Annotated in this window: 31 protein-coding genes and 2 pseudogenes; 32 read left to right on the top strand and 1 reads right to left on the bottom strand. The window is 46.4% G+C overall.

Features of this window, described 5'->3' with window-relative positions; all coding sequences use genetic code 11:
• Positions 1-4: 4 nt before the first annotated feature.
• The 28 genes and pseudogenes from alr to A7D23_RS02915 all read left to right on the top strand — a co-directional run bounded on the left by alr (position 5) and on the right by A7D23_RS02915 (position 21,655).
• Positions 5-1,201, top strand: coding sequence for an alanine racemase (gene alr, locus A7D23_RS03045; RefSeq protein WP_019225009.1), 1,197 nt, complete (start codon positions 5-7; stop codon positions 1,199-1,201).
• A 98-nt stretch (positions 1,202-1,299) separates the two neighbouring features.
• Positions 1,300-1,677, top strand: a complete 378-nt coding sequence (locus A7D23_RS03040; protein WP_019225008.1) for a response regulator — start codon at positions 1,300-1,302, stop codon at positions 1,675-1,677.
• A 304-nt stretch (positions 1,678-1,981) separates the two neighbouring features.
• On the top strand, positions 1,982-2,674 hold the full coding sequence (locus A7D23_RS03035) for a hypothetical protein (protein WP_019225007.1): 693 nt from the start codon (positions 1,982-1,984) through the stop codon (positions 2,672-2,674).
• A gap of 43 nt (positions 2,675-2,717) precedes the next feature.
• The gene (gene fsa / locus A7D23_RS03030; protein WP_019225006.1) at positions 2,718-3,359 is read left to right on the top strand and encodes a fructose-6-phosphate aldolase; all 642 of its coding nucleotides are present in this window, start codon (positions 2,718-2,720) and stop codon (positions 3,357-3,359) included.
• Positions 3,360-3,375: 16 nt separating this feature from the next.
• Positions 3,376-4,350, top strand: coding sequence for a class II fructose-bisphosphatase (gene glpX / locus A7D23_RS03025; protein ID WP_019225005.1), 975 nt, complete (start codon positions 3,376-3,378; stop codon positions 4,348-4,350).
• Between the two features lie 126 nt (positions 4,351-4,476).
• Complete coding sequence (gene rpmE / locus A7D23_RS03020) at positions 4,477-4,677, top strand: 50S ribosomal protein L31 (protein ID WP_019225004.1); 201 nt, start codon at positions 4,477-4,479, stop codon at positions 4,675-4,677.
• An 87-nt stretch (positions 4,678-4,764) separates the two neighbouring features.
• Positions 4,765-5,643: a DUF1385 domain-containing protein gene (locus A7D23_RS03015; RefSeq protein ID WP_019225003.1), complete on the top strand. Its 879-nt coding sequence runs from the start codon at positions 4,765-4,767 to the stop codon at positions 5,641-5,643.
• A gap of 27 nt (positions 5,644-5,670) precedes the next feature.
• A complete protein-coding gene (gene prfA, locus A7D23_RS03010; protein ID WP_019225002.1) occupies positions 5,671-6,738 on the top strand; it encodes a peptide chain release factor 1 in 1,068 nt (355 codons plus the stop codon).
• A gap of 32 nt (positions 6,739-6,770) precedes the next feature.
• Positions 6,771-7,649: a peptide chain release factor N(5)-glutamine methyltransferase gene (prmC, locus tag A7D23_RS03005; RefSeq protein WP_019225001.1), complete on the top strand. Its 879-nt coding sequence runs from the start codon at positions 6,771-6,773 to the stop codon at positions 7,647-7,649.
• 58 nt (positions 7,650-7,707) lie between these two features.
• A complete protein-coding gene (locus A7D23_RS03000) occupies positions 7,708-8,826 on the top strand; it encodes an L-threonylcarbamoyladenylate synthase (protein ID WP_019225000.1) in 1,119 nt (372 codons plus the stop codon).
• Positions 8,817-9,365: a manganese efflux pump gene (locus A7D23_RS02995; protein ID WP_019224999.1), complete on the top strand. Its 549-nt coding sequence runs from the start codon at positions 8,817-8,819 to the stop codon at positions 9,363-9,365. Before A7D23_RS03000 ends, A7D23_RS02995 begins: the two co-directional genes overlap by 10 nt.
• Positions 9,366-9,407: 42 nt before the next feature.
• Complete coding sequence (locus A7D23_RS02990; protein WP_019224998.1) at positions 9,408-9,857, top strand: low molecular weight protein arginine phosphatase; 450 nt, start codon at positions 9,408-9,410, stop codon at positions 9,855-9,857.
• 59 nt (positions 9,858-9,916) lie between these two features.
• A complete protein-coding gene (gene rpiB / locus A7D23_RS02985) occupies positions 9,917-10,360 on the top strand; it encodes a ribose 5-phosphate isomerase B (protein ID WP_015044923.1) in 444 nt (147 codons plus the stop codon).
• Positions 10,361-10,425: 65 nt separating this feature from the next.
• Positions 10,426-10,989, top strand: a complete 564-nt coding sequence (locus A7D23_RS02980) for a TIGR01440 family protein (protein ID WP_019224997.1) — start codon at positions 10,426-10,428, stop codon at positions 10,987-10,989.
• A gap of 118 nt (positions 10,990-11,107) precedes the next feature.
• Positions 11,108-12,355 (top strand): serine hydroxymethyltransferase, encoded by a 1,248-nt coding sequence (gene glyA, locus A7D23_RS02975; protein WP_019224996.1) that lies wholly within the window; start codon positions 11,108-11,110, stop codon positions 12,353-12,355.
• Between the two features lie 7 nt (positions 12,356-12,362).
• Positions 12,363-12,458 (top strand): annotated as a pseudogene (locus A7D23_RS15525) (uracil phosphoribosyltransferase); the annotation flags it as partial.
• Between the two features lie 158 nt (positions 12,459-12,616).
• Positions 12,617-13,072: a dCMP deaminase family protein gene (locus tag A7D23_RS02970; RefSeq protein WP_019224995.1), complete on the top strand. Its 456-nt coding sequence runs from the start codon at positions 12,617-12,619 to the stop codon at positions 13,070-13,072.
• 133 nt (positions 13,073-13,205) lie between these two features.
• Positions 13,206-14,393: a UDP-N-acetylglucosamine 2-epimerase (non-hydrolyzing) gene (gene wecB / locus A7D23_RS02965; RefSeq protein ID WP_019224994.1), complete on the top strand. Its 1,188-nt coding sequence runs from the start codon at positions 13,206-13,208 to the stop codon at positions 14,391-14,393.
• Between the two features lie 169 nt (positions 14,394-14,562).
• Complete coding sequence (locus A7D23_RS02960) at positions 14,563-14,793, top strand: AtpZ/AtpI family protein (protein ID WP_019224993.1); 231 nt, start codon at positions 14,563-14,565, stop codon at positions 14,791-14,793.
• A 16-nt stretch (positions 14,794-14,809) separates the two neighbouring features.
• Positions 14,810-15,151, top strand: a complete 342-nt coding sequence (locus A7D23_RS02955; protein ID WP_242836980.1) for an ATP synthase subunit I — start codon at positions 14,810-14,812, stop codon at positions 15,149-15,151.
• Positions 15,152-15,913 carry a F0F1 ATP synthase subunit A gene (gene atpB, locus A7D23_RS02950; protein WP_019224991.1) on the top strand — a complete coding sequence of 254 codons (762 nt, stop codon included), beginning with the start codon at positions 15,152-15,154 and terminating at the stop codon, positions 15,911-15,913. It begins immediately after the preceding gene.
• 82 nt (positions 15,914-15,995) lie between these two features.
• Positions 15,996-16,229 (top strand): F0F1 ATP synthase subunit C, encoded by a 234-nt coding sequence (gene atpE / locus A7D23_RS02945; RefSeq protein WP_015044915.1) that lies wholly within the window; start codon positions 15,996-15,998, stop codon positions 16,227-16,229.
• An 83-nt stretch (positions 16,230-16,312) separates the two neighbouring features.
• Positions 16,313-16,870: a F0F1 ATP synthase subunit B gene (gene atpF, locus A7D23_RS02940; RefSeq protein ID WP_019224990.1), complete on the top strand. Its 558-nt coding sequence runs from the start codon at positions 16,313-16,315 to the stop codon at positions 16,868-16,870.
• On the top strand, positions 16,864-17,436 hold the full coding sequence (locus A7D23_RS02935; RefSeq protein ID WP_019224989.1) for a F0F1 ATP synthase subunit delta: 573 nt from the start codon (positions 16,864-16,866) through the stop codon (positions 17,434-17,436). The genes atpF and A7D23_RS02935 overlap by 7 nt, the downstream gene beginning before the upstream one ends.
• Before the next feature lie 4 nt (positions 17,437-17,440).
• Complete coding sequence (atpA, locus tag A7D23_RS02930; protein WP_019224988.1) at positions 17,441-18,943, top strand: F0F1 ATP synthase subunit alpha; 1,503 nt, start codon at positions 17,441-17,443, stop codon at positions 18,941-18,943.
• 18 nt (positions 18,944-18,961) lie between these two features.
• Positions 18,962-19,810 (top strand): ATP synthase F1 subunit gamma, encoded by an 849-nt coding sequence (gene atpG, locus A7D23_RS02925; RefSeq protein ID WP_019224987.1) that lies wholly within the window; start codon positions 18,962-18,964, stop codon positions 19,808-19,810.
• A 37-nt stretch (positions 19,811-19,847) separates the two neighbouring features.
• Positions 19,848-21,251, top strand: coding sequence for a F0F1 ATP synthase subunit beta (gene atpD, locus A7D23_RS02920; RefSeq protein ID WP_019224986.1), 1,404 nt, complete (start codon positions 19,848-19,850; stop codon positions 21,249-21,251).
• Positions 21,252-21,253: 2 nt separating this feature from the next.
• Positions 21,254-21,655 (top strand): F0F1 ATP synthase subunit epsilon, encoded by a 402-nt coding sequence (locus tag A7D23_RS02915; RefSeq protein WP_019224985.1) that lies wholly within the window; start codon positions 21,254-21,256, stop codon positions 21,653-21,655.
• A gap of 89 nt (positions 21,656-21,744) precedes the next feature.
• On the opposite strand, the gene A7D23_RS02910 is transcribed toward A7D23_RS02915, so the two are convergent.
• On the bottom strand, positions 21,745-22,047 hold the full coding sequence (locus tag A7D23_RS02910; RefSeq protein WP_019224984.1) for a metal-sensing transcriptional repressor: 303 nt from the start codon (positions 22,045-22,047) through the stop codon (positions 21,745-21,747).
• A gap of 218 nt (positions 22,048-22,265) precedes the next feature.
• On the opposite strand from A7D23_RS02910, the gene A7D23_RS02905 reads away from it, so the two are divergent.
• The 4 genes and pseudogenes from A7D23_RS02905 to A7D23_RS02890 form a co-directional block, all read left to right on the top strand.
• On the top strand, positions 22,266-22,898 hold the full coding sequence (locus A7D23_RS02905) for a hypothetical protein (RefSeq protein WP_019224983.1): 633 nt from the start codon (positions 22,266-22,268) through the stop codon (positions 22,896-22,898).
• 188 nt (positions 22,899-23,086) lie between these two features.
• On the top strand, positions 23,087-24,337 hold the full coding sequence (gene murA, locus A7D23_RS02900; protein WP_019224982.1) for a UDP-N-acetylglucosamine 1-carboxyvinyltransferase: 1,251 nt from the start codon (positions 23,087-23,089) through the stop codon (positions 24,335-24,337).
• A 78-nt stretch (positions 24,338-24,415) separates the two neighbouring features.
• Positions 24,416-25,351, top strand: coding sequence for a stage II sporulation protein D (spoIID, locus tag A7D23_RS02895; protein WP_019224981.1), 936 nt, complete (start codon positions 24,416-24,418; stop codon positions 25,349-25,351).
• 3 nt (positions 25,352-25,354) lie between these two features.
• A pseudogene (locus tag A7D23_RS02890) lies at positions 25,355-25,831 on the top strand (hypothetical protein); the annotation flags it as partial.
• Positions 25,832-26,010: the final 179 nt, after the last annotated feature.

Here is a 26,010-nt window from a genome sequence, read left to right as displayed (position 1 = left end):
TGTCATGTCAGATCTATGGATCGAAGTAGATATGGATGCCATTATCCATAATTACCGACAAATCATGGCCGGGCTTTCTGCCGGATGCCGGCTCATGGCGGTCGTTAAGGCAGATGCCTACGGCCTCGGGGCTGCGGAAGTAGCAGGAGCTTTGCAGGGAGAAGGATGTACGGCATTTGCTGTCACCACCATCTCTGAAGCGTTGCTGCTGCGAAACCAAGGTGTTGACGGTACAATCCTGGTGCTCGGTCCGTCGAGCCCGGAATACTGGCAGGCGGCAATCCAGGCCCATATTGAACTAACGGTATCACAGCTGGACTGGATACCGACACTGAACAAACTCGCCGAAACGTTGGGAACTAAAGCCGGGATTCAGCTGAAGCTGGAAACGGGTATGGGACGTACCGGTTTTACGGGCGATCAGCTGCAGGAATTAGCTGCAGCGTTGCGAGAAGCTCCTCAGTTGGAAATAACCGGGGTGTACACGCACTTTGCCCGGGGAGCTCAACGTGATCGTGCCTATACCAGAGCGCAGAATGAAAAATATCTGGCTTATGTTCAAACGTTGGAACAGGCAGGCATTCGGATCCCGCTGAAGCACGTCTGCAACAGCGCCGCCTATTTGGATTTTCCGGAGTATCATTACAATATGGTCAGAGTCGGGACACTCCTGATTGGTCATTGTCCTGCGCCGGCATTTGAAGGCAGGCTGCGATTAAAAGACCCTTGGCTGGTCAAAGCAAGAATTGTTCACCTGCAAAAGGCGGCAAAAGGTACCTTTGTCGGCTACCAGAGTATTTACAAGGCTAAAAAAGACACGACTCTGGCAGTGGTGCCGGTAGGTTATGCCGATGGCTTTGGGATTGAGCCCCGACTTGTGCCTCAAAACATTGTGGATCTCGCGAAAATAATTGTCAAAAATATGGGAGCTCTGATGGGCATTCAGCTGGGCCGGGAAAAACTGCTTTGCAACGGGCAACCCGTCAGGATTGCAGGGAAAATTGGGATGCAGCTTACGGTACTCGATGTCGGCAGCGCGCCTTGCTCAGCCGGTGACGAGATTGTGATTCCTTTACGAAGGACTCAGGCCAATCCCAGGATTCTGCGGATGTATAAAAAAAATGGAGAAATAATGAGAATAAGGATAATTAATGAAGGATTTTTGTCTCCCAGCGAAGAACAATTGTCAAATAAAAGGTAGTATGGCGATCTTTGTAAAATCATATTGCCTTTTAGCGCGATAGATGTTTTTAAAATCTATTGACAACTGCAAATCTAGCTATAAAAAGGGGGGCTTTGATGCTGAAGATGTTGATTGTGGATGACCAAAATGGGATCAGAAGACTTCTAACCGAGGTTTTTTTAGAATATGGTTATGAGATTGAATCGTGCGGCAGCGGAATAAAAGCGCTTGAGATTATTCCGGAATTTCAGCCGGATCTGATAATCATGGATGTCAAGATGCCTGGAATGAGTGGAATTGAGGTTCTAACGAAACTCAGGGAGACAAATTGTAAAAGCCGGGTCATCATGATGACAGCATATGGCGATCAGATTTTTTATAAACAGGCTGAGGAATTAGGAGTATCCGGCTTTGTTGTTAAACCTTTTGACTTAAATGAATTAAAAAAACAGGTTGGAGAAATTATCAGTGTGGATCATGTTTCTGAGGATTGAAATGGTGGCTTAAAATAATGGCTTGAATGATCAACAGATTAACCGGCCAGACTTTAACGAAAGTCTGGCTTTTTGGCGGCCATGTAGGATCTAATTCCGCGGTGCCATGAATGGTAAGAAGCGGCAATTCTAATATTCTAAAAAATCTAAGGCAGGAATAATATTTTACTTGGAGAACTATAAACTATACGGCATATGTAAACCGATGTGATCCGCTGACTTGAGACGGCCACGGAGCCTAATACCGTGATTTCATGGAGCGGAAAGACCCAATAGCTGACAGTGTGGGAGGTGAGCCTAAAGAATGATTATTCAGGCAGTCTCAACCATTGGGATGCTTTGTTCCCACTGCGGGAAACTTCAGCTTAAAACATTATCAGTGTTTTCTTTTGTTCACTTGGGAAAGAACAGTTTCATTTGTACGTGTGGTACTCCATTATTGACGCTCATCAGTTTTGAGAGCAAGAAAATCGGCATAGAATATTCTTGTATTTACTGCGGGACGCCACATCACTTGGTTACCAGAAGGGAGTTGATCTGGGGAGAACAACCTTTGCGTCTGGGATGCAGCGACAAGGAACTACCAGTAGGCTATATCGGGCCTGAATCACGTGTCATGGAATTGTGCACAGAAATTAAAAAGAACTTTGTCCGACTGGCTTCGGAGTTAACAAGCGATCAGGAAGATCTTGATGTAATGACAGATGATTTTTTTGTTGTCTATGGCGTTATAGAGATACTTGGCAGGCTGGTTGAACGGAAAAAGCTTGGCTGCAAATGCGGAAATCATAACCTAACTGTAGAAATATTACCTGAAAGTGTAGAATTGATTTGCGATTTATGCAAGGCAATGGGTATTATTTATACGGATAATAAAGACATTTTGCGCATACTAGAACAAATGGGAGCAATTACTTTAGAGGAAAACGAGATGTGGATCATCAACGATTCTCTGAAGGGAAATCATAGAAAGAATATCATTACGGAGGTCGAGTAGGTTTTTACTATGGCCGGATATTATTGAAGGAGGAATTTGACCTATGCGTTTTTTCCTTGATTCAGCCAATACAGAAGAGATTTCCCGGGCATGGGACATGGGAGTCATCGCCGGTGTTACGACGAATCCTTCTTTGGTAGCCAGAGAAAAAGAGGACTTTCATACTCTGATTCATAAAATTGCCGGGATTGTCGATGGCCCGATCAGTGCGGAAGTCATAGCGCTCGATTATGAGGGTATGCTTCAGGAAGCCCGGCGGCTCTCAGATATTCATCCAAATATTGTCGTCAAAATTCCAATGACGCTTGACGGTTTGAAAGCCGTCAAGACGCTGCGGGAAGAAGATATCCAGACGAACGTTACATTGGTATTCAGCCCTGTTCAGGCACTGATGGCAGCAAGGGCGGGAGCCGCTTATGTCAGCCCTTTTTTAGGAAGACTTGACGATATCGGGGAGATTGGCATGAATGTCCTGGCCGATATCTGCGAAATTTTTGAGGTCCATGATCTGGACTGCGGGGTGATTGCCGCCAGTATCCGTCATCCTGTTCACGTCCTTGAAGCGGCTAAGATCGGCGCGGATTTTGCGACAATACCTTTTGGCGTTTTGAGCAAATTATCCGAGCATCCCTTGACAAGTGCAGGAATTAATAAATTTTTGGATGACTGGAAGAAGTTAAGTTAAGAAGGGTGAAAAAGAGATGGAAAGAGAATTAACCATGGAATTTGCCCGGGTGACGGAAGCGGCAGCACTTGCTTCAGCTCGCTGGGTAGGAATGGGACAGAAGAATGAAGCCGATGATGCGGCAGTGGAAGCTATGAGATCTTTGTTTGATACCGTACACATGGATGGGACGGTCGTGATCGGCGAAGGAGAAATGGACGAAGCCCCGATGCTTTACATTGGGGAGAAACTTGGCACGGGCGAAAAGCCCGAGGTTGATGTTGCCGTTGATCCCCTCGAGGGAACAAATCTTGTTGCCAAAGGAATGCCAGGAGCCATAGCGGTTTTAGCTGTGACCAAAAGATATGGACTTCTGCATGCCCCGGATATGTATATGGATAAAATTGCTGTTGGTCCCAAGGCTGCAGGACGTATCCATCTGGATGCTCCGGTTGCGGAAAATCTCGAGAACATAGCCAAGGGACTCAATAAGAAAATTCAGGAACTTACGGTGGTTATTCTCGACAGGCCCCGCCACAGTGAGATCATCCGTCAGGTAAGAGAATGCGGCTCCAGAATACGCCTGATTACCGACGGTGATGTCGCTCCGGCTGTCGCCTGCGGGCTGGAAGGCAGCGGAGTTGATGTGATGATGGGGGTCGGCGGAGCTCCTGAGGGAGTGCTTGCCGCTGCTGCCCTGCGCTGTATGGGCGGGGAAATGCAGGGGAGACTTTGGCCGGAGAATGAAGAAGATGTTGAAAGAGCGCGGAAACTGGGTATAATGGATATCAATAAACTGCTGACACTCGATGATCTGGTCAATACGGATGACATCTTTTTTGCGGCAACCGGAATTACAGAAGGACCGCTGCTTAAAGGCGTGATATACAGCAGTGAGGGTGCCACGACGCACACTGTGGTGATGAGAGGCAAGACCGGTACGGTCCGTTTTATTGAAGCCAAACATTGTTTTGCCAAAAAGCCTAAATATGCAATTAAAGGAGCCTGCTAAAACGCTGCGAAGAGAAGCCTTCTGAATTGTTTTTTTCTTGACCGAAAGGCAAAGAATGTGCTAAAATATTCAGAGTTGACTGTTTTTGATTGAGACGGATCTGATTGGGAAGGAAGGTGACGGGTCATGAAAGAGAAAATTCATCCGAAATATGAACAAACTACCATTAGCTGCGCTTGCGGCAATATTATAGAAACAGGTAGTACGAAGAAGGATATCAAGGTCGAAATTTGTTCCAAGTGTCATCCTTTTTACACTGGAGTTCAGCGATTTGTTGACGCTGGTGGACGAGTCGATCGTTTCAAAAAGAAATACGGTTTGCAATAACAACGGTATGAAACCGTTGCCTGTAGAAAACAAGGAGCAGAGCGTAAGCTCTGCTTTTCGGTTATTAGGCCTTGGAGGTTTGAAATTATGGAGAAACCTGTTCAATATGGAGGGCAAGCGCTGATTGAAGGCGTAATGATGCGCGGGCCGCGGGCGATTGCGATGGCCGTTCGCTTGCAGAACGGAGAAATTGAAGTAACGACCCAAGATATTCATCCCTGGTCTCAGAAGCCAGTTCTTAAATTGCCGATCATTCGGGGTTTTGTTGCACTGCTTGAATCTTTGGTAATCGGAACCAAAGCTTTGATGTTTTCCGCCGACCGCGCTGTCGGCGAAGAAGAAGGAGAGGAGCTTGGCTTTTGGGCGATGGTGTTAACAATCGTTATTGCCTTTGCTGCCGGACTCCTGTTATTTGTCGGAATACCGACAGCTTCCGCTCATTTATTAACAGATATTTTTCCGGGTACCGTACTGCAAAATATTGTCGAAGGCCTCATTCGTCTTATTGTGTTATTTCTATATATCCTTCTGATATCTAGATTAAAGGATATTCAGAGGGTATTTCAATACCATGGGGCAGAACATAAAGCAATATTTGCGCATGAAGCTGGCGTGGAACTGAATCCGGAAAACATCCGGAAATACTCCAGACTGCATCCCCGGTGCGGGACGAGCTTCTTGCTTATTGTTGTTGTCGTCAGTATCTTTGTTTTTGCCTTTTTGGGCGTGGATCCTCTGTGGTGGCGTATCGTTTCCCGAATCATCCTGATGCCGCTGGTAGCCGGAATTTCGTACGAGCTTTTAAAGCTGTCAGGGAGATTTTCCAAATCGGTATTTTTAAAGTGGATCATTGTTCCCGGCCTTCTGCTGCAGAAACTTACGACCAGGGAACCGGACGACTCCCAACTTGAGGTTGCGATTGCTGCGCTTAACGGGGTACTCGCGACTGGACAGGAACTTTCATAATAAAATTCATTTGGGAGAGGTTAAAACATGCTAAACAGGCTCGAAGAGATTGAAAAAAAATATGACGACCTGACAGAGCTCCTGGCCAAGCCGGAGATCATCGCCAATCAGGCTGATTTTCAGAAATATGCCAAAAGCCAGTCAGCGCTTACAGATACAGTCGCAGTATTTCGGGAATATAAAGAAATAAACCGGCAGATCGAGGATCTTAAAGTTCTGCTTGCCGAGGAACGCGATCCGGAAATGAGAGAGATGGCCGAGGCCGAACAGGATGAATTAACAAAGAGTAAAAAGAAGCTGGAGGAGGATTTGAAAATCTTGCTCTTGCCGAAGGATGCGAATGATGAGAAAAACGTCATTATGGAGATCAGAGCCGGTGCTGGTGGAGATGAAGCGGCTTTGTTTGCAGGTGATTTATACAAGATGTATACAAAATATGCCGAAAGTCAGAACTGGAAGACCGAACCCTTAAGTGCCAGTTTCACGGATATTGGCGGCTTTAAAGAAATTATTTTTATGATCGAAGGACAGGGTGCTTATAGCAGACTTAAATATGAAAGCGGTGTTCACCGTGTTCAGCGGATTCCTGCGACCGAATCCGGCGGCAGGATCCATACGTCGACCGTGACGGTTGCCGTACTGCCTGAGGCCGAGGAAGTCGATGTTGCGATTAACCCGAACGATATCAGGATCGATATTTTTTGTTCCAGCGGTCCTGGCGGTCAATCTGTAAATACGACACAGTCGGCAGTCCGCATTACCCACTTGCCGACGGGAATCGTGGTCTCCTGCCAGGATGAAAAATCCCAGCACAAGAATAAGGATAAAGCTTTAAAAGTGCTCAGAGCCAGGCTCTTAGAGAAAGCCCAGGAAGCAGCAGCCGGCGAGATTGCCCAAGAACGTAAAAGCCAGGTAGGGACAGGTGACCGCAGTGAGCGCATCCGAACCTACAACTATCCTCAGGGCAGGGTTTCCGATCATCGTATCGGGCTTACGCTGCATAAACTGGACAGCATTTTGTTGGGTGACATCGAAGAAATTATTACGGCATTGATTTCAGCCGATCATGCCGAAAAACTCAAAGCTTCGGTCTAATGGAAAAGGATGAAACCAGGAGTTTACCAGGTATGACAGATAGACTTGATGCTCATCAGCCAATGGAGCTGCTGCGGCAAGGTGCGCAGTATTTAGCGCAGTGCGGGGTACCTGACGCCCGGGCGGAGGCGGATCTTATCCTGGCCTTTGTGCTTAAAACGACCAGAGACAAACTATATGCCGAGTGTGACAGGGTAGTCGCTTCTCCGGAAAGAGAGATCTATAATGATTTTCTGAAACGACGTGGTCAGAGGGAACCGCTTGCTTATCTGCTTAAGACCCGTGAATTTATGGGTCTTGATTTCTTTGTGGACCCAAGCGTTCTGATCCCGAGACCAGAAACGGAACTTCTAGTTGAGAAAGTCCTGGAATTGGGCAAGAATATGGGTAGAGAACGAGAAAATTCGGAAATTCCTTCGAAGGTTCTTGATCTTTGCACAGGCAGTGGGGCAATTGCCGTTGCTGTGGCCTATCATTGGAAGCAGGCGGCCGTTGTCGCTGTTGATGTGTCTTCTGAAGCGTTGACTGTCGCCAAAATTAATGCGGCCAATATGAACGTGAATATTGATTTTCGTCAGGGAGATCTCTTTGCACCGGTGCAGGGAGAAAAATTTAGCCTGATTGTTTCCAATCCTCCGTACGTCTCAGAACATGAAATTCTGAAGTGTCCGCCAGAAGTTAGGAAAGAGCCTGTCTTAGCTCTGCTGGCTGGAAAAGATGGCCTGGATTTCTACCGGAGGATTGCTATGAACGCAACAGAATTCTTGAGCCATGAGGGAATAATCCTGGTGGAAATCGGGTATTCCCAGGGAACTCGGGTTCGGGAATTATTTACGGCCGCCGGATATCAAACCGAATTGTTTTCTGATTACGCTGGTCTGGATAGAATAGTCCTGGCCCGCAAGGAATAGTATTTCGTTAATAACCGGTTGGAAACCGCCGTTTGTATAAGGCCACGAAGGAGCTGTCATGGAGACAAAAAGAATTCGGCTGAGGTCGGACAGCATCATACAGGATAAAGAATTGCAGGAAGCAGCAGCTTTGCTCCGACAGGGTGAAGTCGTGGCATTTCCTACCGAGACCGTTTATGGGCTTGGCGCCAATGCGCTGGACAGCGAAGCCTGTGCTAAAATATATGCGGTAAAAGGACGACCTTCGGATAATCCGCTGATTGTTCATGTTGCTGCCTTGGACGAAGCACAGCAGCTTGTCCGTGTTTGGCCGCCGCAGGCTGAAGTCTGCGCGCGGAATTTCTGGCCAGGACCTTTAACGCTGGTACTGCCCAAGAGAGCGCATATTCCGGAAATCGTCAGCGGAGGACTGGACACGGTGGCGGTCAGAATGCCGAGTCACCCTGTTGCCCTGGCCCTGATTGAAGCAGCGGGTTGTCCATTGGCCGCGCCGAGTGCGAATATATCGGGAAAGCCCAGTCCGACCAATGCGGAGCATGTTTGGCGGGATCTGAAAGGGAAGATTCCGTTGCTGATTGATGCCGGATCTTGTACAGTGGGTCTTGAATCGACTGTGCTTGATTTGACCGGGGAACTACCAACGATTTTGCGCCCAGGAGGAATTACGCTTGAACAGCTTCGGGCAGTGCTGGGGAAGGTCGAACTGGACCGCAGTGCTGATCAAGGACAACCGACCGTAGAGCCCAGGTCGCCTGGTATGAAATATAGACATTACGCACCGGAAGGTGAAATCATTTTATTCAGTGGTAGTACCTCTGAAAAAGCTGAAAAAATGACGAAATATCTGAGGAACAAAAACAACGCGGTAAGGACTGCAGTACTGTGTTTGGAAGAAACGGTCGCCAGACTGACCGGAGATACGGCCGGCAAGGCCGATATGATATTTACACTTGGTTCCAGGAATAATCTTGACTCAGCTGCCAGCCGTCTGTTTGAAGGACTGAGACTGTGTGACGAGCAAAACATCGACACCATTCTGGCGGAGGAGATTGCAGAAGAAGGAATAGGGCTTGCATTTATGAACCGTTTGAAGAAAGCAGCTGGCAAAAAAAATTTTGGTCCAGGGAGCAGGTATCCCAATCTGACCGAAACTAAGGAGGAAAACACTTGGAATTAATATGGATCATAGCGGTATCGATAGCACTAGGGATGGATGCCTTTTCCTTCTCGCTTGCTTTAGGAATGATTGGGATCGACAATAAAATAGCGCTGAGATTGAGTGTTGTCGTGGCAGTGTTTCATGTTTTCATGCCGCTTTTGGGTTTGTGGATTGGACAGAAACTTGGATTGCTGTTTGGCAATGTTGCAGTTGGGATCGGAGCTGTCATTTTACTCTGGCTTGGCAGTAAAATGATTCTGGGAGCCATTCGGGGATCGGGAGAAAAAAGCATCCCGAGTTTAAAAGGATTCGGAATTTTTGTTTTGGCAGGAAGCGTCAGCCTTGACGCGCTGAGTGTCGGATTTTCTCTGGGTACGTTTGTCAGTATGATCCTGCCGGCAACCCTGATCATGGGTTTTACCGCAGGCATCATGACAGGAGGCGGAATTCTTCTTGGTCGAAGAATCGGCACCTGGGCCGGCAGCAAAGCGGAAGCCGTCGGTGGCGGCATCTTGTTTCTGATTGGCCTGAGAATGGCCTTCGGTCTTGTTTTCTAAGTTAATTGAATTTTAATTTACTAGTCCGGAAAAGAGGGTATAATGATATCTATGAAAATCTTGTTTGTTTGTACAGGAAATACATGCCGCAGTCCGATGGCAGAAGGTCTTGCCCGCTTATATTTTCCGGAAGGGTATGAGCTTTTTTCGGCTGGTATTCAGGCTTTGGATGGTGATCCCGTCAGTCCGTATGCAGGGGAGATTCTCCAGAAAAAGGGAATTGATGCCCGGCGGCATCGGGCGGTCAGGCTGCAAAAAGATACGCTCGCTGCTGCTGATCTGATCCTGACAATGACCAAAGCTCAGAAAAAAGTATTGTTCGGTATTTATCCGGAATATCAGGATAAAATCATGCAACTCGGAGAATGGGCTGGTTTGGATAAAGAAATTTCCGACCCATGGCTGGGATCTCTGGAAACATACAGGTTCTGTGCGGAAGAAATTGAAGAAATGATCAAAGCTGGAGTACGGCGGTATCGAGGGAATAGTTAGCGCCTGTAAATGCTAGATAAAAAAATGATGATAAAAACTACGGAGTTCAGGAGGCAGAAATGAAAATTGCATTGGGTGCAGATCATGCAGGATATCAGCTTAAGGAGTGCATCAAAGAATTTCTTGCGGAAAAAGGCCACGAGATTCTAGATTGCGGTACAGACAGCGACATTTCCGTTGATTATCCGGAGTATGGCTTCAATGTCGGGAAAGCAGTGATCGAAAATAAAGCGGATTCAGGAATCGTGGTCTGCGGCACCGGAATAGGGATTTCCATTGCAGCCAATAAAGTCAAGGGAATCCGGGCTGCCCTTTGTACCGACAGTTATATGGCCAAGATGGCGAGGCAGCATAATAACGCCAATATCTTAGCACTCGGAGCAAGAGTAATTGGTCAGGGCGTTGCGCTGGATATTGTCGAGACTTTTTTGACGACATCCTTCAGCGGGTGGAAACATGCCAGAAGAGTAGATATGATCAGCGATTTTGAACAGCGATCTTGAACAGCGATCTTAATTTTTTAGGCTGAGGATACTGGCCCAAAAAATAAGAAAGGCGTGAGGGTACTATGGCAGATAAGAAGGAAATGCTTCGGCAAATCAAAGATGAGTGGGAGCATATTCTTCAGGCATTTGAGGATACAGCTGGACTAACGCCTGGACAGCTGCTGGTTGTAGGCTGCAGCACGAGTGAGATTATCGGGGAGAAGATTGGCAAAGCCGGTAGCAAAGAAGTGGCTGATATTCTGTTCGAACCACTTCGGAGATGGGCGGACAAGCTTGGGATTTTTCTGGCGATTCAATGCTGTGAGCATTTAAACCGGGTGCTCATCGTGGAAAGAAAGGTGGCGGACAGGCTGAATTTTGAACCCGTCGTGGTGATACCGTCGCTTTCAGCAGGCGGGGCAATGTCCCTGACTGCCTGGGGGAATTTTTCCGATCCCGTTGCTGTCGAACAGGTTAGGGCTGATGCCGGGATCGATATCGGAGACACGTTGATTGGTATGCATCTTCGTCCGGTCGCCGTTCCGCTAAGGATTGGTGTCCGAAACCTCGGTGCGGCTCATCTTAACCTTGCCAAAACGCGGCCGAAATATGTCGGCGGCCCGAGAGCTTCTTATCCCTGCGACTGAGGAGGCCAGGACAGAAGTTTATATGGCAGCATATGCTAAACAGAATAATTCTAAGGTTGACAAGATACCAGAAAAGGAAACGATATCCTAGTTATTTATGATAGAGGTGGATATTCAGATGGATTACATTCGGAAATATTTAGCGTCCCAGGACCCTGAGGCAGCAAAAGCCATAGAGCTGGAAGAAAACAGACAGGAAAATAAAATTGAACTCATTGCTTCGGAAAACTTTGTCAGCAGGGCAGTTATGGCTGCTCAGGGTTCGGTCCTGACAAACAAATACGCTGAAGGATATCCGGGAAAACGTTATTACGGTGGATGCGAGTATGTTGATATTGTTGAAAATCTGGCCAGGGAAAGGGTCAAAAAACTGTTTAATGCAGAACACGCTAATGTTCAGCCCCATTCAGGAGCACAGGCCAATACAGCAGTTTATTTTGCCATGCTGAATCCTGGGGACACGGTTCTGGGCATGAACTTGTCGCATGGAGGGCATCTTACACACGGGAGTCAGGTCAACATCTCGGGAAAATATTTCAATTTTATTGAATATGGCGTTGATAAGGAAACAGAACGGATCGATTACGACAATCTGCATAAACTGGCGCTTGCCCATAAACCAAAGATGATTGTCGGCGGAGCGAGTGCTTACCCTCGCCAGATTGATTTTAAACGGATCAGAGAAATCGCCGATGAAGTTGGCGCTTACGTGATGATTGATATGGCGCATATTGCAGGTCTGGTAGCAGTCGGTCTTCATCCGAGCCCCATTCCCTATGCGCATTTTGTAACCAGCACAACCCATAAGACCTTAAGGGGGCCAAGAGGCGGGCTTATTCTCTGTAAAGAGGAATTCGGGCCAAAGATCGATAAAGCGATATTCCCCGGAATTCAGGGTGGCCCGCTGATGCATGTGATTGCAGCCAAGGCCGTTGCTTTCGGTGAAGCTCTTCAGCCGGGATTTGTTGAATACCAGCAGCAGATTTTGCAAAATGCCCGGGCATTAGCCAAAGGATTTCTGGCAAGAGGATTTCGTTTGGTTTCAGGCGGTACGGACAACCATTTGCTGCTGCTGGATGTCAGACGCAAGGGGCTGACAGGCAAAGAAGCTGAAACACGGCTGGACAGTGTCGGCATTACCGTGAATAAAAATACGATCCCGTTTGATCCTCAGGGGGCCAATGTAACGAGCGGTATACGGATCGGTTCGCCTGCGGTCACGACCAGAGGGTTGAAGGAAGCCGAGATGGATCTGATCACTGAGGCGATTGACCTGACGCTGACTGCCGGCAGTGATGCTTCAAGAATTGCCCGGGCCGAAGCGATTGTCAAAGATATTTGCGGAAGATTTCCTTTGTATAAGTAACCTAACCTACGTTACGGCTATTGATCAATGCTTAAACGAATCCGCCTATATCGTTCCAAGAGTCGGAGATGCTGGGGACAGACTGTTTGGAACAAAAGAATAAACAACAGAGAAGAAACAGAAAATGAACAGAAAAAGATCCTAATAGATATAATGACAGCAGAGTCTGGCACGAGTATACTAAAAATAGAGAATTATCTTAGCAGACAAAAATTCAATGTACTTTTTGGCGAAGGAAAGCGGAATGCGGGGAGTAGTGTGATGAAAAATCAAACCAGGCCAGCGTGGGACGAATATTTCCTTGATCTTGCCCAGCTGGTGGCCAGGCGGTCAACCTGCTTAAGGCGCAATTATGGCGCAGTGATTGTCAAAGACAATATTATTGTTAGCACAGGTTACAACGGCGCTGCCAGAGGGGAACCCAACTGCATTGACATCGGGGAATGTGTCAGGGAACGGTATAATGTTCCCAAAGGGGAAAGATATGAGTTGTGTATGGCGGTTCACGCTGAACAAAATGCGATTATTGCCGGTGATCCCGTAAAAATGCAGGGAGCCACAATTTACATATCCGGCTATGAATTTGATGGGGAACAAGCATCGGGGGAACCCTGTCTGCTGTGCCGGAGAATGATTAAAAATGCAATGATCAAACGGGTTGCTTATCTTGATGAAAACGGTAAAAAAAAGAATATTCGCTTCGAAACAAGCGAGTAATAAACCATGGGATGATGGAGCTGTATATAATTGTATATATTTGCGAAAAATGCCTTGGGCGTGTATAATATTTAAGATTAAAGGTCTTTGCGGTCAACGCCTTCAGGCATTGCCCAACAGTGGGGGAAATATTGTGGAATTGAAGCAAAGAAATTATAAGGTCATGACTGTATTTGGAACCAGACCTGAGGCTATTAAGATGGCACCTGTCGTAAAAGCATTAGAAAAGCGGGACGACGTTGACAGCCTGGTTGTTGTTACTGCCCAGCATCGTGAGATGCTGGATCAGGTTGTTAAACTCTTTGATATTGTACCTGATTATGATCTTGATTTAATGAAGCATGGACAGACTCTTGCCACCCTTACCACTGGAGTGCTGACAGGAATAGATGAGATATTGATCAAGGAAAAACCGAATTTGATCTTGGTACAAGGGGATACTACAACTACTTTTGCATCAGCCCTAACAGCTTTTTATCATAAGATCCCGATCGGCCATATCGAGGCTGGTTTGCGAACTGGCCAGAAATATTCTCCCTGGCCGGAGGAAATCAATCGGAAACTTACCAGCGGTTTAGCAGACCTGCATTTTGCACCCACCGAAGTATCGAGAAGTAATCTGCTGCGCGAAGGGGTCGACCCGGAGAATATATTTGTTACAGGCAACACAGTAATCGATGCCTTATTAAGTACCGTTAAGCCGGAATATCAGTTTGCGGATATAGACTTAAACAGGATTCTAGAAGCAAATAAAGATAAACGAATGATCCTAATGACAACGCACCGCCGGGAGAATTGGGGAGAACCCATGCGGCAGATCTATCAGGCGCTGGAAACAGTCCTGCGGGAATTTCCGGATACCTATGTTATATTCCCGATGCATAAGAACCCTACGGTCAGGAAAGTAGTCACGGAGGTCTTAGGAGGCAATGAAAAGGTCCATTTAATTGAACCTTTGGATTACGAACCGTTTGTAAATCTAATGGCGAAGGCCTATCTGATCCTGTCAGACTCCGGGGGGATCCAAGAAGAGGCTCCTTCACTGGGCAAGCCCGTTCTAGTGGTCAGGGATACGACTGAACGGCCTGAAGCTGTCGATTCAGGAACCGTATTGCTGGTTGGGACACAATACAATAAAGTCGCTGAGAGCATTCAGCAGCTGTTAACCGACCAGGATGCTTATGAAAAAATGTCTCAAGCGACAAATCCATACGGGGACGGCAGATCAAGCGCAAGAATCACCCAAATTATTATTGAAAAATTTTCTGATAAAAGATTTTCAGCATCTGATCACGATCACAAGAATTTCTTAATAAAATAAAAAATAATTAAAAAAATGCAAAATGAAAACTCATGATTATGTGAAGGAACGATCAATCCTGATTCTACGCGGTATTTGACGGCAAGTGCAATTGGCATAAATCTTGCAATACATATTACGATGTCATATTATGTTGTCTACGAAAAACCAAAAGATTTGAGGGAACCAGATGGCTGACAAATTTGCAGGTGATGTTGTCAAGTATATGCTATGGGGATCATCAAGTGCCTCTGCTCTTGTTGGCTTGGAAGTAGGAGGATATTTTTTCGGAAATTATTTGGACACTCGTTTTGGCACTGACCCTTTATTTAAGGCAGTTTTGATGATTCTAGGCATTTTGTTCAGTATATTATCTCTAATATTAATTTATTTAAAGTTAGGTAAAACGGATGGAAAATAGCAGGTTTATTCAGATCTTGACGGTTATTCTTTGCATCACTGTTTTAATCGTAATATGGCGAACAGAATTTTATCCCCTTGTCGGTTTATTGATCGGCTATTATACGGGCATAATTAATGTTAAGTGGCTACTTAGGGATGCTCGAAAAGCAATGGACAAAGATAAGAAAGCAGCCCTAAAAACATACTACAAAAGCTTAGTATTCAGGTTGGTAATCATTACATTGGTATTCGCTATTACCGCAAGGTTCCAACCGGAATGGCTTTATTATGTGGCTATAGGAATGATGATTGGTATTGTTATCCCTATAATTGTAGCAAGACATCAACTAAGGAAAATGAAAGGTGGTGAAAATTAAATGCATGATACCGTACTATGGGTATTGGGAAATGGCACTGTGCATGCGAAGACACTGATTATGACTTGGGTCACGATGATACTTCTTTTGGGTTTTGTCTTTCTTTGTAAGCGCAATCTGACAAGTGGAACGCCCGGAAAACTTCAAAATCTTTTGGAATGGATCATTGATTTTGTCAGGGGCCTTATCTCTGATAATATGAACTATAAAAAAGGATCGTCATTGCTCGGGTATCTTCTTTCCCTTATTTTGTTTGTATTTTTTGCGAACATGATTGGCTTGATTCCCAATATATTTGCACCCTTACTCGATCACGTACACTTTGCTAGAATCAATGAGATGTTTGGCGGAGCAATTTTCAGTGCGCGAACAACAACGTTTTCGTCGCCGACAGCAGATGTTAATACGACTTTTGCGTTGTCTACAATAACGATTGTTTTAGTATTGGTCTATGGACTCAAATATAAAGGTGCGCACTATTTCAAACACTTTCTTGAACCCTATCCGCCTTTTGCGATCCTTCATATTATTGACTTTGTCGCCAAGCCTTTGACCTTAGCTTTCCGGCTATTCGGCAATATTTATGCTGGAGAAATCCTGATTGCAGTCATTCTCATGATCCCGGGTATATTTGCCTTTGGCGGAGTTATTCCGATGCCATTCTGGCTTGTTTTCTGCGTATTTATCGCAGTAATCCAATCCTATGTTTTTACAATATTAACGGTGGCCTATGTCGGCCAAGCTATCGAAGAGTCTCACTAACAACGGTATTATTTCAGAGCTAAAAAGAAGCAATCTGAAATCAATAAATACAAAATGAATTAATTTAAGGAGGAAATTTAATATGGATATCACTGCTGCTGCGTTGATAGGTACTGGTATTGCTGCCGCGGGTGCGGCCATTGGAGCTGCTATGGGTAATGGAAACGTTGTTGCCAGCACAATTGATGGAATTGCACGTCAACCTGAAGCCAGAGGAACTTTAATGAGCACCATGTTTATTGGTATTGCGCTGGTTGAGATTCTTCCCCTCTTGTCCATCATCATGGCTCTGTTAATGTTCTTTACGAAGTCCTGAGGTGTACTTCAGTAAAATGCAACAATTGAATGACGTTACTGTATTAATCTACTGCTCAAAATAGAGAGGAGGGGGAATATCGCTTGAATCCCTTCGTAATAGGTTTTACCAATTCGATTGCCTCAGCGGCTGCTGGTCCTACGACAAATAGCCCGTTACATTTTGACTACACATATTTTGTTCAGCTTCTTTCATTTTTGCTTTTAGTTTGGATCCTGAAAAAGTTTGCTTGGACACCAATCATGAATATGATGGAAAAACGCCGTCAGGGTATTGAAAATAACCTGGCCCAAGCCGAACAGGAGAGAAAAGAAGCTGAAAGAATCCGGCTGGAATACCAACAGGAAATGCGTCAAGCCCGTCAGCAAGCTCAGGAAATTATTGAGAAGGCTACCAAGAGCAGCGAGCTGCGTGCGGAAGAAATTATCCTGGAAGCCCGTAAGGAAACCGAAAAGCTCAAACAGTCGGCCTTGGCCGACATTGGACGGGAACGCGACAGGGCAATTGCCGATGTTAAAGCTCAGGTAGCCGATATGTCCGTAGCCGTTGCTGAAAAAATCATTCGCCACAAACTGGATATCACGGGTCAGGAAGCTCTCATTGAACAATTTATTCAAGAGGTAGGGGATCGGCCATGTTAAACGGCGCTCTCGCACATCGCTATGCGCAGGCTCTTTTTGAATTAGCTATTGAGATGTCTGTCCTCGATCAAATCGATAAAGAGCTGCATGATTTGGCGGAAATTGTAGCCCAAAATAATGAGCTGAAAGTTTTGCTGAACCATCCCAATATTGAAGCAGAAACCAAAAAGAAGGTCCTGGCGAAGATACTTGATGACACTGTTTCTGACATGACCAGTCATTTTGTTTATCTGTTGATTGATCGCAGGAGACAGAATCTCCTCAGCCTGGTTCAGCGTGAATTTGCACGTCTGGCCAATGAAGCACGCAACTTAATCGAAGCAAAAGTTACCAGTGCCACAGCACTGACTCCGGCGCAAGAGGAAAAACTCAAAGAAATGATTGCCAGATCTACTGGCAAGAATGTTCGTTTACTTTCCGAAGTAAATCCGACATTGATCGGTGGAGCCAAACTTCAAGTGGGAGATCGTGTGATGGATGGCTCAATTACAACCGCATTGTCTAAAATACGTGATGAATTGAAAAAAACATCGTTAAAACCTCAGCAGGAAGTAGGGGTGAACTAAAAGGATGAATTTACGTCCCGAAGAAATTAGTTCTATTATTAAACAGCAAATCGAGCGTTATGAATCAGCCCTCGAAGTCGTTGATGTTGGTACCGTTATCCAGGTAGGTGATGGTATTGCGCGTGTTTATGGCTTGGAGAAGGCAATGTCCGGTGAGCTTCTGGAGTTCCCTGGCGGTATATATGGGATGGCCATGAACCTGGAAGAGGACAACATCGGCTGCGTTATCCTGGGACCTTATGCTGCGATTAAAGAAGGCGACCAGGTCAAGCGTACCGGCAGGATCGTGGAAGTACCGGTAGGAGAAAGCTTAATTGGCCGCGTTGTCAACGTTCTTGGACAACCTGTCGATGGCAAAGGGGAGATCATTCCAGCCGGATATCGTCCGATAGAATCAGATGCTCCCGGTGTAGTCGACAGAAAAAGAGTAAATGAACCGCTGCAGACCGGTCTGAAGTCGATTGACTCCATGGTGCCAATCGGCCGCGGACAACGTGAGCTGATTATTGGTGACCGCCAGACAGGTAAGACCGCGCTGGCCGTAGACACCATTATTAATCAAAAAGGACAGAATTGTATCTGTATTTATGTGGCTATCGGTCAGAAACAGTCGACCGTAGCCAGTGTTGTGAAGAAGCTGGAAGAGCATGGCGCGATGGAATATTCGATCGTTGTCATGGCGACAGCTTCCGACCCGGCTCCGATGCTTTATATTGCACCGTATTCTGGTTGTGCGATTGGCGAGTATTTTCGGGACAAAGGTCAGCATGTTCTGGTGGTCTATGATGATCTCTCCAAACAGGCGGTTGCTTATCGCGAACTGTCGCTCTTGTTGAAACGTCCGCCCGGACGTGAAGCTTATCCCGGCGACGTTTTCTATCTCCATTCCCGTTTGCTGGAACGTGCGGCTAAGCTGTCCCCAGAAAAGGGAAGCGGCTCACTGACAGCGCTGCCGATCATTGAGACTCAGGCCGGTGACGTTTCCGCGTATATCCCGACGAACGTTATTTCCATCACCGACGGTCAGATATTCTTGGAATCAGACCTGTTCTTTTCCGGTTTCCGTCCTGCCATTAACGTCGGTATCTCGGTATCGCGCGTTGGAGGAGACGCTCAGATCAAGGCCATGAAACAGGTAGCCGGTCAGCTCCGTCTGGATCTGGCAGCTTATCGCGAATTAGCGGCTTTTGCCCAATTTGGATCTGATCTGGACAAAGCGACTCAAGCCAGACTTAACCGCGGCCAAAAAACCATGGAGATCCTGAAGCAGGGACAATATCAGCCGATGCCGGTCGAAGAGCAGATCATCGTCATCTTCGCGGCGACTAAAGGTTATATCGATGATGTCCCAATGGAAAGAATGAAAGAATTCGAACAGGAACTTCTCCGCTTCATGCGTACGACTCAGATCCCTGAGAAAATTCGTACGGAGAAAGCTCTTTCCAACGAGCTCATGAAAGAAATCGGCGATGCCATCAATGAGTTCAAGCAAGGCTTTTTAGCTTAGAAAGAGTAGGTGAATGAAGTGGCAGGAGTACGCGATATTCGCAGACGGATCCGTAGTGTAGCCAATATGCAGCAGATTACCAAAGCCATGAAGATGGTAGCTGCCGCCAAATTACGGAAGTCTCAGGAAAAAGTCATCGCTTCCCGCCCATATGCCAAACAGCTTCAGAGTGTCCTAGCCCGTCTTGTTCAGAACCAGGCGGAGGCAAGGCATCCGCTTCTGGAAAAACGTCCAGTGGAGAAAGTGGGATATATCCTCGTAACGTCAGACCGAGGTCTGTGCGGAGGGTTTAATACCAACTTGAATCGTATGACCAGGAGTCTGCTTGATGAAAAGACGGACGTTCAAGCCGGTTTGGTAGCAGTAGGCCGGAAAGGCATTGATTTTTTTACCAGACGTAATATTGAAATCATTACACAGTTTACTGGATTGGGCGATAGCCCCAATTATAGCCAAGCCAAAGGCATTGCTAAAGATGTCATTGGGTTATATACCCGCGGCGAATTAGATGAGGTTTACCTCGTTTATTCCAAATTCATTTCGGTTCTGTCTCAGGAACCAACCGCTATCAAATTACTGCCGATTGAACCATCCGCAGAAAAGGCCAGTGGCAGCTATATCTTCGAGCCTGAACCCCAGCAAATGTTGGATAAATTACTCCCCAGCTATGTTGAAAGTCAGATTTTCAGCGCCCTCCTGGAAAGCAAGGCGAGTGAAATGGGGGCAAAAATGACGGCGATGGATTCAGCAACGGAAAATGCCAAAGAAATGATTGGCAAGTTGACTTTAATGATGAACAGAGCCCGTCAGGCAGCGATTACCAAGGAAATTTCTGAAATTGTAGGGGGAGCTGCGGCTCTGGAGTAGCTGCTTTTCGTACCTTATCAAAGGAGGTTGCAAGCTTGTGTCAAAAATAGGTAAAGTAATTCAAGTCATGGGTCCGGTTGTAGACATCGAATTTGATTCCGATGCCCTGCCGGAAATTTATAGTGCGATTGTCATTCAAAACGAAGTAAAGAACTCCAAACTGACTTTGGAAGTTGCCCAGCATCTAGGCAACGACACCGTGCGTTGTATTGCGATGTCGTCCACCGACGGTCTGACCAGGGGTGTAGAAGCCGTGAACACCGGTGCACCGATCACTGTCAGCGTCGGTACTGAAACATTGGGGAGAATGTTCAATGTCTTGGGAGAACCGATCGACAATCTACCCGATGTGAACACGGAACTAAAATTCCCGATTCATCGTAAAGCACCACCGTTTGTCGATCAGGAAACCACAGATACGATGCTGGAAACAGGGATTAAAGTAGTCGATCTGCTGGCACCATATGCTAAAGGCGGTAAGATTGGTCTGTTCGGCGGTGCTGGCGTAGGCAAGACCGTTCTGATCCAGGAGCTCATTAATAATATCGCAACCCAGCACGGCGGTATTTCCGTATTTGCCGGCGTTGGTGAACGTACCCGTGAAGGGAATGACCTCTGGAATGAAATGAAGGAATCCGGCGTTATTAACAAGATGACCATGGTGTTCGGTCAGATGAACGAACCCCCCGGTGCCCGCTTAAGAGTAGGACTGACCGGTCTTACCCAGGCTGAATTTTTCCGTGATGAACAGGGACAGGACGTGCTCCTCTTCGTCGATAACATTTTCCGCTTTACCCAAGCCGGATCTGAGGTGTCCGCACTCTTGGGCCGTATGCCGTCGGCGGTAGGCTATCAGCCGACCCTGGCTACGGAAATGGGCAACCTGCAGGAACGCATCACTTCAACGAAGAAAGGTTCCATCACCTCCGTTCAGGCTATTTATGTGCCGGCGGATGACTTGACGGACCCCGCACCGGCTACGGCCTTTGCGCATTTGGATGCCAAAACGGTTCTTTCCCGTTCGATTTCTGAAATGGGTATTTACCCGGCGGTGGACCCGCTGGATTCCAGTTCCCAGATCATGACCCCGGACATCGTTGGCCAGGAGCATTACGAAGTTGCCCGCGAAGTGCAGAAGATCCTGCAGCGTTATAAAGAGCTTCAGGATATTATTGCGATTCTTGGTATGGACGAGCTCAGCGAAGATGACAAACTTCTTGTTAACCGAGCCCGCCGCATTCAGATTTTCCTTTCCCAGCCGTTTAGTGTAGCCGAGGCCTTCACCGGCATGAAAGGCAAATACGTACCGGTCAAAGATACGATTCGGAGCTTTAAAGAAATCTGCGAAGGTAAGCACGATAGTCTGCCTGAAGAAGCGTTCCGGTATGTCGGAACGATCGAAGAGGCGGTTGAAAAAGCGAAACAGTTGGGAGCTGTATAACCATGGCTGGAACGTTTAACTTTGTTGTCGTGGCACCTGCCGGCGAAGTTCTGAATACGGAAGTTGAATTTATCCTGGCACCCGGAGCGGAAGGAGAACTCGGTATCTTAGCCAACCATTCTCCACTCATTGCCAACCTGGTAATCGGGGTCGTCCGCTATACGCAAAACGGCAAAGTGGAAAAAATGGCAATTGGCGGCGGATTTTTGGAAGTTGTCCAGAACAAGGCAACGATCCTGGCCGACACCGCCGAGCTTGCGGAATCTATCGACGTCGCGAGAGCAGAGGCGGCCAAAGAGCGCGCTGAAAAACGCCTCGGTGAAAAACAGGCCGAGACGGACATCATCCGAGCGGAGGTTGCCTTGAAAAGAGCTGTCGCTAGGCTCAGAGCGACAGAAAAATAGCCTTGGGTTCAAAAGTAAAAAGGATGCAGCGATCATATTGCTGCATCCTTTTCTTATCTTGTCTTGCCTGGTCATAATCTATTCCGCATTTATTTTAGAAATTTGTCAATAGCATCATTCAGTTTGTCGATGACTTCGGTATTGTTTTCCTCATAAGCATGAACCAAACAGTGATTGATATGGTCACTCAAGATGACTTTACCGGTATTGTTAAGTGCGGAGCGGACAGCCGACAGTTGTATCAGTATTTCACTGCAGTCTACTTCATCGTCAACCATTCTTTTTATACCTTCCAGATGGCCGATTACTCTGGCCAAGCGATTTAAGACATTTTTCTTGTTTGGATGGGAATGGGCATGGAGATGCTTATGCTCAAGGCTGTTGTTTTCCATTAAAGTGGCTCCCTTCTGATGAGTACCTGTAAGAAAATTGATATATAACATTTTACCATGAAAAGGCTTCTGGCAACATAGCTAGAAGAATCTAAAAAATCTAAAAAAATCTCTTATGTTTTGGGAATCTCCACTTTGGTCAAACTATTAATAGTTGATGACATTTGAATTAAAGACAGGAATGACAACTAAAAATCAGTAAGCTGGAGTGAGAGAGCGTGTCTGGAAAAAAGACCTTGCTTTGTTTGTTCATATCCCTGACCATTATCGTCTTATCAGGATCAGCAGCCGGGATTGCCAGTAGCATTAAAGCCCAAAGCAATCCTGACAGAAATCTTGTGCTGCTTCTTCATTCGGGACTTGCATCTTGCCAAAATGCCCGGGTAAAATATATTATCTGGACGGAAGATAGCAGCAGTCAGAAGGAAATAGAAAATGTTTTGCAGTCAAGCGGCTTGCTGTGGAATAAAGCTGTCCTGAGCGACTTTGCCAACAGAACGGCCTATCAGTACAGCGCAGAGCTGGAAATTAATCAAGACCAGGAAGGTGATGTTCTCAACACGTATGAAGTACTGAACCTTCGATTATCCAGCCGGGAAACAAAAGTATACCTTGAAGAAAGCGTTGATCAGGAAATTGATATCCAACGTTATTTTAAAATGAACATTGTCAGCATTATTCAACAAACGGATATTCCATCGCTGTATGCTCTGTCCGGTTATACCTGGGGATCAGGCCAGGGTATTAAAGCCGGGAAGGATACAATCAATATACAGGCGGTGACCAGAAAATCCGGAGATAATGGTGGAAGGACTGTACTTGCGCTGCCGGCACTCCTCGAGGAAGTATAGTATACAATAACTTTAAGGTTGACATAGTACGAATAAGTTTTCTTTCCTGCTTGCAGGAAAACAGACCGGTAGAAAAGAACTATTACTGTTGAAATGGAAAACCGGATATGGGATGATTAATACTGGATTGTTTGGACCGGATCATGATATAATCGTAGTTTAGAAATAGGTCAGGAGATGACAATAATTTGAGCAAATTTGTTGTGACAGGCGGAAGAGAACTGGAAGGGAAAGTGGATGTCAGCGGGGCAAAGAACGCCATATTACCGATCATTGCAGCAAGTCTGCTGACTTCAGATAAGATTATTTTGGAGGAAGCCCCCGATCTGCTCGACGTTCAAGTCATGGGGCAGGTTATCGAATCTCTGGGGGGAAAGGTTAAAAGAAAGAACAAGAAATTACATATTGAAAACAGGGATATCGAAAACATAGAGGCTCCTTACGATCTTATATCCAAAATGCGAGCATCCATATTTATTATGGGTCCTTTGCTTGCTCGCAAGGGCAGAATCAGGATTTCTCATCCCGGTGGATGCGCAATCGGGTCCAGACCGATCAACTGGCATATTAAAGGTTTGGAGCTGCTGGGAGCCCAGGTCCGTATGGATAATGGTTTTTTGGACGTTTCGGCCTCCAGACTGAAAGCGGCAAGAATATATCTGGATTTTCCGAGCGTTGGAGCAACCGAGAATATCATGATGGCTGCAGTAAACGCTGAGGGTACGACCATTGTTGAGAATGCTGCTCAGGAACCCGAAATTGTTGATCTCGCCAATTTTATCAATGAAATGGGTGGTAAAATCCGCGGCGCAGGCACAAATATCATTAACATTGAAGGGGTCAAAGAACTTCATGGAACCACGCATACGATTATACCGGACAGGATCGAAGCAGGAACATACATCTTGATGGCTGCGGCCTGCGGCGGGGAAGTCTTGGTGCGGAACGTCATCCCTGTCCACTTGACTTCGCTTTTGGCCAAACTTGATGAAGCCGGCGTGGTATATAAAGAGGAAGATGACGGCATAAGAGTCATTGGCAAAGGGAACTATCATGCCGTAGACATTAAGACCCAAGTGCATCCGGGGTTTTCAACCGATTTGCAGGCGCCGATCATGGCGATGCTTACACGGGCCCATGGAACTTCAATGGTTACAGAGACCGTTTTTGAAAACAGATTCATGCATGTCGAAGAACTGAAAAGAATGGGCGCAGATATCCGGATTGAGGGCAGAAGTGCGATTGTCCAGGGAGTGGAAAACCTTCATCCCGCTACCGTAAGTGCGAGTGATTTGCGGGCCGGAGCGGGCCTTGTTCTGGCAGCACTGACGGCCAATGGCACCTCGGAAATCAGAGAGATCCATCATATTGAAAGAGGTTATGAATACCTTGAAGTTAAATTAAGGGGTATTGGTGCCAATATCACGAAAGAAGAATAACCGACTTCGTTTGTATCATATCGCTGCCCTCCTGTGCATACAAATAGGATATGCTTGTACTGCGCAGGAGGCCAAAACGTGAGTAAAAGAATGAAAACAATAACGGCCGCTGTCATGGCCGTTATCTTTTTTGTAGGAATACTGCCCGTGCTTATCAGTTGGTTTGGGGGTGGAGACCAGGACGATCCGGGAATACCGGTAAGGGTTAAACTGGCAGACGGCCAGATCAGAGCAATACCCATAGAGGAATACCTGGTCGGGGTAGTTGCAGCCGAAATGCCTGCCCAGTTTGAAGCAGAGGCGTTAAAGGCCCAGGCTGTTGCCGCCAGGACCTATGTACTGAAAAGGATGGAATCCGCTGCGGGCAGCGACTTTGATGTGGACACCACTGTCAATACGCAGGCCTGGAATACCAATGAAGAAATGCGGACAAAATGGGGAATCATCAACTACTGGAAATACCAGCGCAAAATTGCAGATGCGGTTAAAGCTACACGGGGGAAGGTTGTTACGTATCAGGGAAAAATGATTAATGCGTTTTTCTACAGCAGCTGCGGCCGGAAAAAGACTGAGCAGGCTGGAGACGTTTGGAGTACTGATCTGGATTATCTCAAAAATGTGCCGTCCGGGGAAAGTGATTCACTACGGTTCGTCAAACATCAGATCTTTCAGTGTGCTGAATTTTATCAGCTTCTTGGTTTCACCCAGATCCCGGAAAAGTTTTCGGACAGCGATGTCATCTTGATTGAAAGGACGAAAGCCGGACGGGTAAAGACACTGGCTGTCAGAAACAAAGTTTTCAAGGGAACGGAACTGCGGAGCAAGCTTCAGCTTTCCTCAACCGATTTTGAATGGGAGACCCGCGGAACAGAAATTGAGTTTGTTACGTACGGCAAAGGACACGGAGTCGGAATGTCACAATACGGGGCCAATGACCTGGCTCTAAAAGGCGAATCGTACATGGAAATCCTGGGACATTATTATCAAGGGACAAAACTTGAAAAGATTTACTGATACCGGACCGGAGACTGCACAGTTCATCCCCGTTTGGGATTCAGACACAAAGTGGATGCCGTCACTACCGATTTGCTGCTAGCTCCGGATAAACCAATAGATCTCGAGCTTCTGGACTTCTGCAGGATCTGCAAAAAATGTGCTGAAAATTGCCCAAGCCCAAGCAATTACCCTGGACGCGGATCAATCGAGCATAACGGTTACCTTCGCTGGAATAGTGATATGAAGAAGTGTACTATATTCAGGGCAACCAACGAAGATGGTGTTTTCTGCGGGCGTTGCATGAAGGTCTATCCGTGGAACTCGAAAGAGGATTCCTGGTTCCACGAAGCAGGAATTTATATTGGAAGCCATGGCGAGGCTTCTGCCAAATTTCTTAAGTCAATTGATGATATGTTTGAATATGAAAAAGATTCTATGGGGTCGGTTGCCTCGGAATCTCAGGTCAAAATAGTAAATGGGGCAATACCAAAGGCATAAATACCTTCTTGTTTAATGCTTTTCTCAAAGATCAGAAACAGGGGAAGACCATACTGAAAGGCCATAGCGGGTTTGATTTAGGAAAAAGGCGGCCTGCCTGCAAATCAGTGTACATTATTTACCAGTAAGGGACATCCTCTTTAGGATGTCTTTTTCATTTGTACCAGCATATAAATGAA

The sequence above is a fragment of the Dehalobacter sp. TeCB1 genome (genome assembly GCF_001707455.1).
GTDB classification, from domain to species: Bacteria; Bacillota; Desulfitobacteriia; order Desulfitobacteriales; family Syntrophobotulaceae; genus Dehalobacter; species Dehalobacter restrictus.
This window is presented reverse-complemented; position numbering and strand designations above follow the sequence as displayed.